The 13,528-nt window shown below is 60.0% G+C and carries 10 protein-coding genes and 2 pseudogenes; 2 read left to right on the top strand and 10 right to left on the bottom strand.

Features of this window, described 5'->3' with window-relative positions:
* Nucleotides 1-91: 91 nt before the first annotated feature.
* From DJ564_RS25440 to arcD (DJ564_RS25420), 5 genes are all read right to left on the bottom strand, one after another.
* The gene (locus DJ564_RS25440; protein WP_109634276.1) at nt 92-454 is read right to left on the bottom strand and encodes a DUF5064 family protein; all 363 of its coding nucleotides are present in this window, start codon (nt 452-454) and stop codon (nt 92-94) included.
* A gap of 12 nt (nt 455-466) precedes the next feature.
* Entirely contained in the window at nt 467-1,396 is a 930-nt protein-coding gene (gene arcC / locus DJ564_RS25435; RefSeq protein WP_109634275.1) for a carbamate kinase, read from the bottom strand.
* A 186-nt stretch (nt 1,397-1,582) separates the two neighbouring features.
* Nucleotides 1,583-2,593, bottom strand: a complete 1,011-nt coding sequence (locus DJ564_RS25430) for an ornithine carbamoyltransferase (protein ID WP_109634273.1) — start codon at nt 2,591-2,593, stop codon at nt 1,583-1,585.
* 70 nt (nt 2,594-2,663) lie between these two features.
* Nucleotides 2,664-3,920: an arginine deiminase gene (arcA, locus tag DJ564_RS25425; RefSeq protein ID WP_109634272.1), complete on the bottom strand. Its 1,257-nt coding sequence runs from the start codon at nt 3,918-3,920 to the stop codon at nt 2,664-2,666.
* A gap of 34 nt (nt 3,921-3,954) precedes the next feature.
* Nucleotides 3,955-5,382, bottom strand: a complete 1,428-nt coding sequence (arcD, locus tag DJ564_RS25420) for an arginine-ornithine antiporter (protein ID WP_109634270.1) — start codon at nt 5,380-5,382, stop codon at nt 3,955-3,957.
* A gap of 514 nt (nt 5,383-5,896) precedes the next feature.
* Here arcD (DJ564_RS25420) and arcD (DJ564_RS25415) point away from each other — a divergent pair.
* Nucleotides 5,897-7,324, top strand: coding sequence for an arginine-ornithine antiporter (gene arcD, locus DJ564_RS25415; RefSeq protein WP_109634269.1), 1,428 nt, complete (start codon nt 5,897-5,899; stop codon nt 7,322-7,324).
* Entirely contained in the window at nt 7,321-8,184 is an 864-nt protein-coding gene (locus tag DJ564_RS25410; RefSeq protein ID WP_109634267.1) for a DNA-3-methyladenine glycosylase, read from the top strand. Before arcD (DJ564_RS25415) ends, DJ564_RS25410 begins: the two co-directional genes overlap by 4 nt.
* A gap of 253 nt (nt 8,185-8,437) precedes the next feature.
* On the opposite strand, the gene DJ564_RS25405 is transcribed toward DJ564_RS25410, so the two are convergent.
* The 5 genes and pseudogenes from DJ564_RS25405 to DJ564_RS25380 form a co-directional block, all read right to left on the bottom strand.
* Nucleotides 8,438-9,769 (bottom strand): CoA transferase, encoded by a 1,332-nt coding sequence (locus tag DJ564_RS25405; protein ID WP_109634265.1) that lies wholly within the window; start codon nt 9,767-9,769, stop codon nt 8,438-8,440.
* A 172-nt stretch (nt 9,770-9,941) separates the two neighbouring features.
* Nucleotides 9,942-10,469 (bottom strand): annotated as a pseudogene (locus tag DJ564_RS32960) (methyl-accepting chemotaxis protein); the annotation flags it as partial.
* A gap of 378 nt (nt 10,470-10,847) precedes the next feature.
* Nucleotides 10,848-11,816, bottom strand: a pseudogene (locus DJ564_RS32955) (chemotaxis protein); the annotation flags it as partial.
* A gap of 442 nt (nt 11,817-12,258) precedes the next feature.
* Entirely contained in the window at nt 12,259-12,654 is a 396-nt protein-coding gene (locus DJ564_RS25390) for a YbaN family protein (protein ID WP_109634261.1), read from the bottom strand.
* A 159-nt stretch (nt 12,655-12,813) separates the two neighbouring features.
* Nucleotides 12,814-13,416, bottom strand: coding sequence for a biliverdin-producing heme oxygenase (locus DJ564_RS25380; RefSeq protein WP_109634259.1), 603 nt, complete (start codon nt 13,414-13,416; stop codon nt 12,814-12,816).
* Between the last annotated feature and the right edge of the window lie 112 nt (nt 13,417-13,528).

The raw sequence follows: 13,528 nt of genomic DNA, 5'->3' as shown, positions 1-13,528 counted from the left end.
ATCCTGCGCGGGACTTCAGAGCAACGATGATCCCCTGTGGGAGCGAGCAAGCCCGCTCCCACAGGTACAGCGTTCATCCAGGGAATTGGGGTTACTCGAAGTTCTCGAGGTTGACCGGGTCGCCGGACTTCATATCCAACTGCTTTCGGATGTCTTCAAACATTAAATCGTAATGCTTGTGAACCGAGCCGATCTGGCTGTGTGTCTTCGGAATTCCGTACTTCTCGGCGATCTTTGTCACGTTGTTGGCGAAGTTGTAAGCCTCCTCCTTGGGCAGAAAGAAGGTCTCTGTCATGTCCTTTCCCTGCATGCTGCCGTGCATGGTGAACTGGATGCCTTTATCCCCTTTGTCGTTCTTGCTGACCTCATAGTCGAGGTGCACGTTGTAGTTGACATCATCCGGGGTCAGCGCGTGGCGCTCGATGTGCAAGTGGCCGGGCTCGAACGTTGCCATTGACGTTTCTCCTTATAAATAAGTAATGCCAGGTTTTGCCGTGCTGATACGGGTGCCGGCCTTGCCCTGGACGATCGCTTCGATGTCCGAGAGTGAACCGATCACCGCAGTTTTTCCAGTATGGCGGGCGAACTCGCAGGCTGCCTGCACCTTTGGTCCCATGGAGCCGGCGGCGAAGCCGAGTTTTTCCATGTCGTCGGGGTGGGCCTGGGCGATGGCTTTCTGGGTCGGTTTGCCGAAGTCGATGAACGCCGCGCTGACGTCGGTGGCAATCACCAGCAGATCGCTTTCCAGCTGTTCGGCCAGCAGCGCCGAGCACAGGTCCTTGTCGATTACCGCTTCCACGCCTTGCAGCTTGCCGTGGGCACCGTACATCGTCGGGATGCCGCCACCGCCGGCACAGATCACGATGCTGCCTTTTTCCAGCAACCACTTGATCGGGCGGATTTCGAAGATGCGTTTCGGTCTCGGGCTGGCCACCACGCGACGGTATTTATCGCCGTCCGGGGCAATCGCCCAGCCTTTTTCGGCAGCGAGTTTCTCTGCTTCGGCCTTGGTGTAGACCGGGCCGATGGGTTTGCTCGGGGCCTGGAACGCCGGGTCGTTGGGATCGACTTCGACCTGGGTGAGCAGGGTCGCAAAGGGCACTTCGAAGTCCAGCAGGTTGCCCAGTTCCTGTTCGATGATGTAGCCGATCATGCCTTCGGTTTCGGCACCGAGCACGTCCAGCGGATAAGGCGAAACGGAGGTGTAGGCCGCGGCTTGCAGCGACAGCAGGCCAACCTGCGGACCATTGCCGTGAGCGATCACCAGTTCGTTGCCGGCATAAATCTTGGCGATCTGTTCGGTGGCGATCCGGATGTTGGCGCGTTGATTGTCCGCGGTCATGGGTTCACCCCGGCGGAGCAGGGCGTTACCGCCCAGAGCAACGACGATACGCATGGTGCATGTCCTTCTAAAAGAGCAGTAAGCGGGCAACTCGGTCTGTCGATGGAACCCTGACCCTGTGGGAACGAGCCTGCTCGCGATGGGATCGCCGCGGTCTGTCAGATGCACCGCGGCGCTGCCATCGCTGGCAGGCCAGCTCCCACATTGACCATGTTCCGTCAGTGAGAGCCGCGTGAGCCGTTAGATATCCGCCAGCGCCGATACCAGAATCGCCTTGATGGTGTGCATGCGGTTTTCCGCTTGCTCGAAGGCGATGTTGGCCGGCGATTCAAAGACTTCTTCAGTCACTTCGACACCGTTGGCCAAGTGCGGATACCGCGCGGCGATGTCTTTGCCGACCTTGGTTTCGCTGTTGTGGAACGCCGGCAGGCAGTGCATGAACTTCACGCGCGGATTGCCGGAGGCCTTCATCATCGCGGCGTTGACCTGGTACGGCAGCAGTTGCTCGATGCGCTCGTCCCACGCTTCCACCGGCTCACCCATGGACACCCAGATATCGGTGTGGATGAAGTCCACGCCCTTGACCGCTTCTTTCGGGTCTTCGGTGATGGTGATGCGTGCGCCGCTTTCTTCAGCGAATGCCTTGCACTGGTCGATGAAATCCTGATGCGGCCACAGGGCTTTTGGTGCGGCGATGCGCACGTCCATGCCGAGTTTGGCGCCGATCATCAGCAGCGAGTTGCCCATGTTGTAGCGTGCGTCGCCGAGGTAGGCGTAGCTGATGTCGTGCAGCGGTTTGTCGCTGTGCTCACGCATGGTCAGGGTGTCGGCAATCATTTGCGTCGGGTGGAATTCAGCAGTCAAGCCGTTGAACACCGGCACACCGGCGAACTTGGCCAGCTCCTCGACAATTTCCTGTTCGAAGCCGCGGTACTCGATGGCGTCGAACATCCGCCCCAGCACGCGGGCGGTGTCTTTCATGCTTTCCTTGTGGCCGATCTGCGACGACACCGGGTCGATGTAGGTGACGTGGGCGCCCTGGTCATGGGCCGCGACTTCGAAGGCGCAACGGGTGCGGGTCGAGGTTTTTTCGAAGATCAGCGCGATGTTCTTGCCTTGCAGGTGTGGACGCTCGGTGCCGGTGTATTTGGCGCGCTTGAGGTCACGGGACAGGTCCAGCAGATAATTCAACTCGCGAGTTGTGTGGTGCATCAGCGAGAGCAGGCTGCGGTTGCGCATGTTGAAAGCCATGGTTGGATCTCCTTTGGTTTCGGTTATCCGCCGGCTTCACGCTTTATGAGCGCGAAGCCGGGCACAGGAATTAATAGTCGATAGGGTCGCGAATGATCGGGCAGGTCATGCAGTGGCCGCCGCCACGCCCGCGCCCCAGTTCGCCGGCGCTGATGGTGATGACTTCTACACCGGCCTTGCGCAGCAGGGTGTTGGTGTAGGTGTTGCGGTCATAACCGATCACTACGCCGGGCTCCACGGCCACCACGTTGTTGCCGTCGTCCCATTGCTCGCGTTCGGCGGCGAAGCTGTTGCCGCCGGTTTCCACCACGCGCAACGCTTTGAGGTTGAGGGCCTTGGCCACGGTGTCGAGGAAGTTGGTTTCTTCGCGGCGAATGTCGATGCCGCCCGGTTTGCTTTCGTCAGGGCGCAGGGTGAAGGCGACGATCTGGTTCACCACTTCCGGGAAGATCGTCACCAGGTCGCGGTCGCAGAAGCTGAACACCGTGTCCAGGTGCATCGCGGCGCGGGATTTCGGCAGGCCGGCGACAATGACTTTCTCCACGGCTTTGTTCTTGAACAGGTTCACCGCCAGTTGGCCGATGGCCTGGCGGGACGAGCGTTCGCCCATGCCGATCAACACCACACCGTTGCCGATCGGCATCACGTCGCCGCCTTCGAGGGTGGCGCTGCCGTGATCCTGATCGGGGTCGCCGTACCAGATTTCGAAGTCGGCGTTGGTGAACTGTGGATGGAATTTATAAATGGCGGTGGCCAGCAGGGTTTCCTGTCGACGCGCCGGCCAGTACATCGGGTTCAGCGTCACGCCACCGTAGATCCAGCAGGTGGTGTCGCGGGTGAACTGGGTGTTGGGCAGCGGCGGCAGAATGAAGCTGGAGTGGCCGAGGAAATCGCGGAACATCTGAATGGTCTTGCCGCCGAAGCTGTCCGGCAAATCATCAGCGGAAACGCCGCCAATCAGGAACTCGGCGATATGCCGCGGTTCCAGGCTGCGCAGCCACGAACCCACTTCGTTGATCAGGCCCAGGCCGACCGAGTTGGCAGTGACCTTGCGTTCCAGGATCCAGTCCAGCGCTTCAGGGATGACGACGATGTCGGTCAGCAGGTTATGCATTTCCAGCACGTCGATGTTGCGTTCACGCATTTTGGTGACGAAGTCGAAGTGGTCACGCTTGGCCTGGGCCACCCACAGCACATCGTCGAAGAGCAGCTCGTCACAGTTGTTCGGGGTCAGCCGCTGGTGGGCCAGGCCGGGGGAGCAAACCATGACTTTACGCAGTTTGCCGGCTTCGGAATGGACGCCGTACTTAACTTTTTCCGTGGTCATTACCGTGATCCTCCAGATGACAAAAAATGGGGTGTTACAGGGTCAGGAAGCCGTCATACAGCCCGTAGGCCGCCACCAGGGCGCCCGCGACGACGGCTGCGAAAATCAGCTTCTCGACGTTGGTGAAAATCGGTTTGTTGACTTCAAGCTTGGCCTTGGCGAACAGGATCGCGCCAGGCGCATAGAGCAGGGCGGAGAGCAGCAGGTATTTGACGCCGCCGGCATAGATCAGCCAGATCGCGTAGATCAAGGCGACGGCGCCGATGAACAGGTCTTTGCTGCGTTCGGACGCGGCGTTTTCATAGCTCTCGCCGCGCACCGCCAGCAGCAGTGCGTAAGCCGCCGACCACAGGTACGGCACCAGAATCATCGAGGTGGCGAGGTAGATCAGCGACAGGTAAGTGCTGGCGGAAAACAGGGTGATGATCAGGAACACCTGCACCATCGCGTTGGTCAGCCACAAGGCGTTGACCGGCACATGGTTGGCGTTTTCCTTGCGCAGGAACGCCGGCATGGTGTGGTCCTTGGCGGCCGCGAACATGATCTCCGCACACAGCAGCACCCACGACAGCAGCGCACCCAGCAGGGAAATGATCAGACCGACGCTGATCAGTGCCGCGCCCCACGGACCAACGACATGTTCCAGCACCGCGGCCATCGACGGGTTCTGCAGTTTGGCCAGTTCCGGTTGGGTCATGATGCCCAGGGACAGCACGTTCACCAGCACCAGGAACAGCAGCACGGTGATAAAGCCGATCACGGTGGCTTTACCGACATCGCTGCGTTTTTCCGCCCGGGCCGAGAAGATGCTCGCGCCTTCGATGCCGATGAACACCCAGACGGTGACCAGCATCATGTTGCGCACCTGGTTCATCACGCTGCCCAGGTCCGGGTTTTTCAAGCCCCAGATGTCAGCGGTGAAGATGTCCAGTTTGAAGGCGAAAATTGCGATCAGGACAAACAGCAGCAGCGGCACGATCTTGGCGACAGTGGTCACCAGGTTGATGAACGCCGCTTCCTTGATCCCCCGCAGCACGAGGAAATGCACACCCCAGAGCAGCACCGACGCACCGATCACTGCAGCAACGGTGTTGCCTTCGCCGAAGATCGGGAAGAAATAACCGAGGGTACTGAACAGCAGAACGAAGTAACCGACGTTGCCCAGCCAGGCACTGATCCAGTAACCCCAGGCGGACGAGAAACCCATGTAATCGCCGAACCCGGCCTTGGCGTAGGCGTAGACACCGCCGTCCAGATCAGGTTTTCGGTTAGCTAGGGTCTGGAAGACAAACGCGAGGGTCAGCATGCCGACGGCGGTAATGGCCCAACCGATCAGCACGGCACCGACGTCGGCACTGGCGGCCATGTTCTGGGGCAAAGAGAAGATCCCGCCACCAATCATCGAGCCGACAACCAGCGCGACGAGTGCACCGAGTTTCAGTTTTCCGGGGGATTCAGACATTGCATGACTCCAGTGCAGGAGAAGAGAGAAAACAGTTTAATTTCGTTTGCTGTTCAATCATCTGACTTAGATCAATGCATGGTCACATTCCATTGTTAATTAAAGACTTACAGGTTTTTGGCAGGCATAAGACTATTGCCGCAAAAGCCCTTTCCAGAGGCCTCAGCTATTGGAAGAAGAATTAACGCGTACCCATTGAAGTCTAGACGCTAGTTTGTTTTTGGGTTTTAGCAAGTATTGCTCCCTGATTTCGGAGCCCTATTGATTTGTTAGGATTGTCCGACAAAAGCGCTATTTCTTTTGGTCGTAATAGAGTGAAAGGTTATAAATAAATATGGCCGTTGGCATTAATTAATAAACGTTATTACGCTGTCTCTATTTAGTTAAAGTCATCTATTTGGGGCGAGTGACTTGGCTCCCGTTGGGGCGTGTACCGGCTCAAACAGGGACTGCTGTCCAGTCAGCGGGAGCAAGCTCCTAGCCACCTATTCAGTGCAGTAAAAGGGGATGTCGCATGTCGCAACCGACGCAAAAGCTTCGCCTGAGTGCACTGATCGCCCTGGTGGTGGGATCGATGATCGGCGGCGGGATTTTTTCCTTGCCGCAAAACATGGCGGCGCGTGCCGATGCCGGGGCGATATTGATCGGTTGGGCGATCACCGCGGTAGGCATGTTGACCCTGGCCTTCGTGTTCCAGACTTTGGCCAATCGCAAGCCTGAACTGGACTCCGGGGTGTACGCCTACGCCAAGGCCGGGTTCGGCGATTACATGGGGTTTTCCTCGGCCTGGGGTTACTGGATCAGTGCCTGGCTGGGCAACGTCGGTTATTTCGTGTTGCTGTTCAGCACCCTCGGCTATTTTTTTCCGGTGTTTGGCCAGGGCAATACGCCGATCGCCATCGGCTGCGCCTCGGTGCTGCTGTGGGCCGTGCATTTTCTGGTGCTGCGCGGGATCAAGGAGGCGACGTTCATCAATCAGCTGACCACCGTGGCCAAGATCGTGCCGCTGATCATGTTCATCATCATCGCCGCCGTAGCTTTCAAGGCTGACATCTTCACCCGTGACATATGGGGCCGCAGCAACCCGAATTTCGGCGGCGTGATGGACCAGGTGCGCAACATGATGCTGGTCACCGTGTTCGTGTTCATCGGCATTGAAGGCGCCAGTGTGTATTCGGCAAGAGCGGAGAAACGCTCGGACGTCGGCCGGGCCACGGTCATCGGTTTTATCGGCGTATTGGCGTTGCTGGTGCTGGTGAACGTATTGTCCCTGGGGATCATGAGCCAGCCCGAACTGGCCACCCTGCAGAACCCGTCGCTGGCGGCGGTGCTGGAGCATATCGTCGGCCCTTGGGGCGCGCTGCTGATCAGCATTGGCCTGGCGATTTCGCTGCTAGGGGCGTTGTTGTCCTGGGCGCTGCTCTGCGCCGAAATCCTCTTCGCCACGGCCAAGGACAAGACCATGCCGGCCTTCCTGACCAAGGAAAACGCCAACCATGTGCCGGTCAATGCGCTGTGGCTGACCAACGTGATGATCCAGATTTTTCTGCTGATCACGCTGTTTTCCGCCGGCACTTACACCAGCCTGATCTACCTCGCGTCGTCGATGATTCTGGTGCCGTACCTGTGGTCGGCGGCGTACGCGGTGCTGTTGAGCGGTCGCGGCGAAACCTACGAGCATGCGTCGGCCGAGCGCACCAAAGACCTGATGATCGGCGGCATTGCACTGGGTTACGCGGTGTGGCTGTTGTATGCGGGCGGGGTGAAATATTTGCTGCTGTCGGCGCTGTTGTATGCGCCGGGAGTGATCTTGTTTGCCAAGGCCAAGCATGAGCAGGGCGAGCCGTTGTTCACTCATATCGAGAAAGGGATTTTTACCTGTGTCATCAGCGGAGCAGGGCTGGCGGCGTACGGGTTGTACAGCGGGTTGCTGTCGTTGTGAAAGTGCTGCTGGCGTATCAACCGCCGTATGACTGGTCGGCAACGTTGGGTTTTTTGTCGGCGCGGGCGGTGGCCGGGATGGAAACGGTGGTCGATGGCGTTTACTCGCGCAGCATCGGGTTGAACGGTGTTCACGGTACGTTTTCGATCCTCCCCGTGGCGGGCGATGCGCTGGAAGTGACGCTGGATTTTCCTGATCCGGCGGCCGTCCCGCAGATCGTCGCGCGGCTGCGACGGATGTTTGATCTGGATGCGGATTTGCCGGCGATCCATCAGCAATTGGTCGCTGATTCGTTGATGGAACGGTTGATTGCCGAGCGTCCGGGTCTGCGTGTGCCGGCTGCCTGGGATGGATTGGAGCTGGCAGTACGTGCGGTACTCGGGCAGCAGATTACCGTGGGTGCGGCGATCAAATTGGCGGGGAAACTGGTGGCGCAGTATGGACAGCCCTTGCCGTCGCCGATACCGGGATTGACGCATGTGTTTCCTGACGCAGCCGTGTTGGCGGAGGCGGATCTGGCGACGTTGGGCATGCCGAAAAGTCGCGGTCGGACCTTGTCCGGCGTGGCTCAGGCGTTGCTGGATGATCCGTTGCTGTTTGAGCCGGGACGGGAGGGCGGTGTGGCGCGGTTGCTGGCGTTGCACGGGATTGGCGACTGGACGGCGCAGTACATCGCGTTGCGGCAGTTGCGGGAGATGGACGCGTTTCCGAGTGGGGATGTGGGGTTGATCAATGCGCTGGTGGTGTTGGAAGGCGGGACGGTGACGGCTCGGGATTTGTTGCAGCGGGCAGAGGCCTGGCGGCCTTGGCGAGGGTATGCGGCGCAGTTGCTTTGGACATCGCTGAGCCGGATGGATTGAGTTGTTTGTTCTGGCCTCATCGCCAGCAGGCTGGCTCCCACAGGTTTTGTGATCGACATAAATCCGCTGTGGGGCAACTGTCTTGGTTTTGATGATTTGGTTTGGCTGGCTCCCACAGGTTTTGTGATCGACATAAATCCGCTGTGGGGCAACTGTCTTGGTTTTGATGATTTGGTTTGGCTGGCTTCCACAGGTTTGTGAACGATACAGATTCACTGTGGGAGCCAGCCTGCTGGCGATGGGGCCAGAACGGTCACCACCACTGCGCGCGATGCGAACCCAATTCAGCCGCCGGAAGCGCCCACTGCAACGGCGTCCCGGTGATTTTCAACGGCACATGAAGCCGATGCGCCGCCCCCCAAGCCGTTTGCTCAATCAACATCCCTCGATCTTTTTCATCCTCCACCCGCAACGCCTCAACTGTCCCGGCACCGTTTTCAATCAACAACTTCGCCGTGCGCGCCAATGACAACCGCGCCGACCCACCACGGCCCAACAACGTGATCGCCGTAGCCGCCATCAAATACCCGGTTGCATGATCAAGCGCCTGAACCGGTAACGGTGTCGGCTTGTTCGCTTTTTTCCAGTGCATCCCTGCATCGGCAATTCCGCTGCTCATCTGCACCAGGCTGTCGAAGCCGCGGCGGTGCTGCCACGGGCCGCTCCAGCCATAGGCGTTGAGGCACACATCGATCAGGCCCGGTGCCAGTTTTTCACGCTCGGCGGCACCGTAACCCAACTTTTCCAGTGCATCGGCGCGGTAGCCGTGGAGGATGATATCGGCGTCCTTGAGCAGGCTTTCGAACACGGCTCGATCATCATGGTTGTGCAGGTCCAGCCGCGCGCAGCGTTTGCCCAAGGTGACTTCAGGCACCACGCCCGGTTCGTTCCAGGTCGGTGGGTCGATGCGCAACACATCGGCGCCGAAACCCGCGAGGAAACGGCTGGCGACAGGGCCTGCGAGCACGCGCGTGAGGTCCAGCACCTTGATTCCGGCCAGCGGTTGCGCCACAGAACCGATCCATGGTTTCGCGTGTTGACCGCTGTCGGCGCTGAACTGAATCAACGGCTCGGCGTTAACCGCCAAGCCTTGGGGATGCGCCTGCCATTGTGCCCAGCTGCGCATTTCGGCGGCGCAACCACCGGCATCGACCACGGCCTGTTCCAGATCGGTTTTCGCCCATTGCGCGACCTTGCTCGCCATCGCGGCACGGTCGGCACAGGCGCCGAGCACGCTTTCGGCGGCGGCGCGGTGATGCGGCGCGTTGGTGTGCAGACGGATCCAGCCATCCTTGGTGGCGTAGTCGCCGGCCACCGGGTCCCACAGCGGCGGAACGCTCCAGCCCACGGGGCGAATCGAGGTGGCAAACCAGAAAGACGCGAGGCGGCGGTCGACTTCAAGGCTGGGCAAACGACCGGTGTGCTGCTGCAGTAATTCGCTGACCGTTTGACCGGCGGCCGCGATGCTGGCGCAGGCCAGGTCAGTCACGGCAAACGCCGAGGGCAGGGCGCCGCTCGACGTAAAAGGAATCGGTGTGTGCGGCAAGCCGAGTGCGGCTTGAATGGACGAGAGTAAACCAGTCATCGAAGGCCCTCCGGAACGAGAGCTCGAGCATAGATCAAAACACTGTTCGCACGGATGAAACCTGTGGGAGCGGGCTTGCTCGCGAAGGCGGTTGATCATTCAACATTGATGTCGACTGATACACCGCCTTCGCGAGCAAGCCCGCTCCCACAGGGGATCTGCGGTGGGCCAATTACACGCGGAACTGATCCATCAATTTCATCTGGTGGGTGGTCAGGGAGTTGAGCTGGCTGCTGATCTGCGCCGATTCGGTGGCCTGGCCAGTCAGGGTTTCGGTGACGGTGCGGATCGCCGAGACGTTGCGATTGACCTCTTCGGCCACCGCGCTTTGCTGTTCGGCGGCGCTGGCGATTTGCAGGTTCATGTCGCTGATCACGGTGACTGCGTCGCTGATTTTGCTCAAAGCTTGCACCGCTTGCTGGATCTGCCCGGCGTTGCTGTGGGCCTGGGTCTGGCTCGAATGCATGGTGGCGACCACGCCTCGGGTGCCGGTCTGGATACGCTCGATGACGATGCGGATTTCTTCCACCGAATCCTGGGTGCGTTTGGCCAGGTTGCGTACTTCATCGGCGACCACCGCAAAACCGCGACCGCTCTCACCGGCACGGGCCGCTTCGATGGCCGCATTGAGGGCCAGCAGGTTGGTCTGTTCGGCGATGCTGCGGATCACTTCCAGCACCGAGCCGATCTGCTCGCTGTTGACCGCCAGCGCTTCGACTTCAGTCACAGCCTTGCTGACTTCATCGGCCAGTTGGTTGATGTCGCGGGTGCTGCGTTCGATGATCGACATGCCATCGCGCGCCGATTGATCGGCACCCTTGGCCGCATTGGCGGCGTTCGATGCGCTGTTGGCAACATCGTGGGCGGTGGCGCTCATTTCGTTGGACGCGGTGGCGACCTGGTCGATTTCGCGGAACTGCACCTGCATGCCTTCGCTGGTCTGACGGGCAATCTCCGAAGACTGGTCGGCGGTGCCACGGGCGTCGGTGATGCTTTGTTTGATCTGCGCGATGGTCGGTTGCAGCTTGTCGAGGAAACGGTTGAACCAGCTGACCAGTTCGCCCAGTTCATCTTTCTTGCTGTAGTGCAGGCGTTGCGTCAGGTCACCGTCTCCGCTGGCAATCGCCTTGAGCATTTCGGCGACGCTGTTGATCGGCCGGGTCACGCCCGAGGCGGTGAGCCAGATCAACAACAGGCCGACCAGACCGGCAGCGACAGCCACCAGCACCGCTTTGATCGTGCCGCTTTGCTGGGCGTCATCGAGTACCGCTTGCAGCTTCACCGAATCGGCCAGCAGCACTTGTTTCGGCAGGTCGATCACCACACCCCAGGCTTTGGAGTCGCTGATCGGGCTGACCGGGTACACCGCACGGATCACATCGCCTTGTTCGAGGATTTTCGGCGAGCCGCCGCTGAGCAGTTGCAGGATGTCCTTGCCGTCTGCGCCAAGGGTGGCATCGATGCTTTTGCCGACCTTGGTCGCGTCGACGCTATAACCGGCCAGTACACCGCTGCCGGAGACGATCAGCATGTGCCCGGCGCTGTTGAACAGGTCACGTTGGGAGTCGACCGCGGCCGCTTGCAGGGCGTCGAGGGCGATGTCCACGCCGACCACACCGATGGATTTGCCGTCCACCAACAGCGGCACGGAAATGGTGGTCATCAGCATTTCCTTGCCGCCGACGGTGTCGGCATACGGGTCCAGCAGGCAGGTGCGCTTGCTGTCGCGAGGGCAGGTGTACCAGCTGTTGTAAGGCGTGCCGCTGAGGCTCAAGGTGGTTTTGGTCATGTCGTCTTCGACCATGATCGTGTTAATCCCGGCCCCGCCAGCACGGCTCCAGTAACTGGCGAAACGCCCGGCTTCGTTGGACTGGCGCGCCGCGTCGTTGGCGAATTCACTGTCCTTGCCGTCGAGGCCATTGGGCTCGAACGCCAGCCAGATTCCCAGCACTTTGCTGTTGCGCTCGAACGCGGTTTTCAGGCTCTGGTTCAACTCTTCACGCAGGGCCCCGGCTTCAAGCGAGCGCTTGGCGGCCAGGGCGCGCATGTCCTTGATCTGATCGGCCAGGGCGGTCACCACCAACAGGCTTTCACCGAACGTCTTCTGCACCCGTACCGCTTGCTCGGCGGCCTTGGCCTGGAGCAGGTCCTGCACGCTGGCGGTGAGCATCTTGCTGCTCGAGGCACTGACCAGTTCATCGTTCTGGTTGGTCTGGTAAATGTTCATGCCGACGATCAACGAGACCACGCCAAGCAGGCACAGGCCGGACAGCAGGACGATTTTCAGGCGGATAGAGAGAGAGTCGAACATAGGGCGAACTCGCGAAGGGATGGAGTGTTGGCTGTGGGCCGATGTCGGCCCGGTTCGCCAAATCCATTCAGCGCCATTTAATGCACATCGGCGTAGGGCGAGGATGCATGATGGTGGCACCGACGAACGGTCATTGTTGAACGTTTGCGCAGGAAAACTCCCTGAAAAGGCCAGGAATTCAGGAGATTTTCGGCAGCGATTCCGGTCGCGACCACAGCCACAGATTGCCCAGGCTCATACCGGCAATCGCCAGGTAGATCGGCCAGCCGTGATCGAGCATGACCAGCATCAGCGTGGCGCACAGCAGCATGCTGACGGTGGCGCTGACCTTGGCCCGGCGGGCGATGATTTTGCCGTTGCGCCAGTTGCGCAGGAGGGGACCGAACAGCCGATGGTTTTCCAGCCAGGCACTCAGGCGCGGCGAACTCCTGGTCGCGGCCCAGGCGGCGAGGAGGATGAACTCGGTGGTCGGCAGGCCTGGGATGACGATGGCGATCAGGCCGATGCCGAGGCTGACATAGGCGAGCAGGCCGAAGAAGATTCGGGTGAGTTTGGAGGTGGAAAGGTGAGGCATAGGGCTTACGGATGGTCATTGAGGCTTGATCAGGATCTAGCAGACTTACTCTGTCCCCTGTGGGAGCGGGCTTGCCCGCGATAGCGATGTAACATTCAGCATCTCTGTTGAATGTTAAGCCGTCATCGCGGGCAAGCCCGCTCCCACAGGGATTGTGTTTCAGGCGGGTTCTGGGGTGTAAGCCTGTTCCAGCAGCACGGTGAAGCGGTTGAACGCAGCGACAGCGGCTTGCTCGATTTCAGCCTCTTCCTGAGCACTGAACGCCAACGAGTCGAGGGTTCTAACGAAGCTTTTCCAGCCTTCAGCGCGGCCGCCGGCCGGTTCGCCGAGGTGACGGGCGCCGAAGGTTTCACTCAGGCCCAGACCCACGGCACGCTTGATCAGGAACGCTGCGCCGAGCTTTGAGCCTTCCGAAACAAACAACCAGCCCAGCGCTTCGGCTTTGCCTGGATGCTTCACCGCGCCGGCAACCGGTGCCGGTACTTCGGTTACCAGATCTGCCAGGTCAGCCTTGGCCGCTTCGGCCCGGCAGCGCGCCGGCAGGTCGGGGACGATGGCCGTCAGCTCGGCATCGTTGTACAGCGACGCCAGTTCCGACTGGAACAGATACTGCGCCGCCACAAAACGGGCGAAGTTGGCTCGCGTCTCAAACGGTGCGTGGGCTTTGACCAACGCATCGAGTCTGGTGTGAGGCTCGTTAGTGATCTGATTCAAGCGTTGCGAACGCAGAGCCGGGCGTTGAGCAGTGTCCTGAGTGGTCATGAAATATCCTTGAGGAAAAGAGGCGCTTGGTAACGAGACGAATGGGCAGGCGCCGGACAGTAAAAAATCCTCACGTCGCGGCTGTTATAAAGCCGCGATGTGAGGTGGATTG

This window comes from Pseudomonas sp. 31-12 (assembly GCF_003151075.1).
In the GTDB taxonomy this organism is placed as follows: Bacteria; Pseudomonadota; Gammaproteobacteria; order Pseudomonadales; family Pseudomonadaceae; genus Aquipseudomonas.
This window is presented reverse-complemented; position numbering and strand designations above follow the sequence as displayed.

What these genes read in the sequence shown, in the direction of transcription:
- DJ564_RS25405 (WP_109634265.1), bottom strand. Translation starts at nt 9,769, where the DNA reads ATGACTGGTTTACTCTCGTCCATTCAAGCCGCACTCGGCTTGCCGCAC.
- arcD (WP_109634269.1), top strand. Translation starts at nt 5,897, where the DNA reads ATGTCGCAACCGACGCAAAAGCTTCGCCTGAGTGCACTGATCGCCCTG.
- arcD (WP_109634270.1), bottom strand. Translation starts at nt 5,382, where the DNA reads ATGTCTGAATCCCCCGGAAAACTGAAACTCGGTGCACTCGTCGCGCTG.
- DJ564_RS25380 (WP_109634259.1), bottom strand. Translation starts at nt 13,416, where the DNA reads ATGACCACTCAGGACACTGCTCAACGCCCGGCTCTGCGTTCGCAACGC.
- DJ564_RS25390 (WP_109634261.1), bottom strand. Translation starts at nt 12,654, where the DNA reads ATGCCTCACCTTTCCACCTCCAAACTCACCCGAATCTTCTTCGGCCTG.
- DJ564_RS25440 (WP_109634276.1), bottom strand. Translation starts at nt 454, where the DNA reads ATGGCAACGTTCGAGCCCGGCCACTTGCACATCGAGCGCCACGCGCTG.
- arcA (WP_109634272.1), bottom strand. Translation starts at nt 3,920, where the DNA reads ATGACCACGGAAAAAGTTAAGTACGGCGTCCATTCCGAAGCCGGCAAA.
- DJ564_RS25430 (WP_109634273.1), bottom strand. Translation starts at nt 2,593, where the DNA reads ATGGCTTTCAACATGCGCAACCGCAGCCTGCTCTCGCTGATGCACCAC.
- arcC (WP_109634275.1), bottom strand. Translation starts at nt 1,396, where the DNA reads ATGCGTATCGTCGTTGCTCTGGGCGGTAACGCCCTGCTCCGCCGGGGT.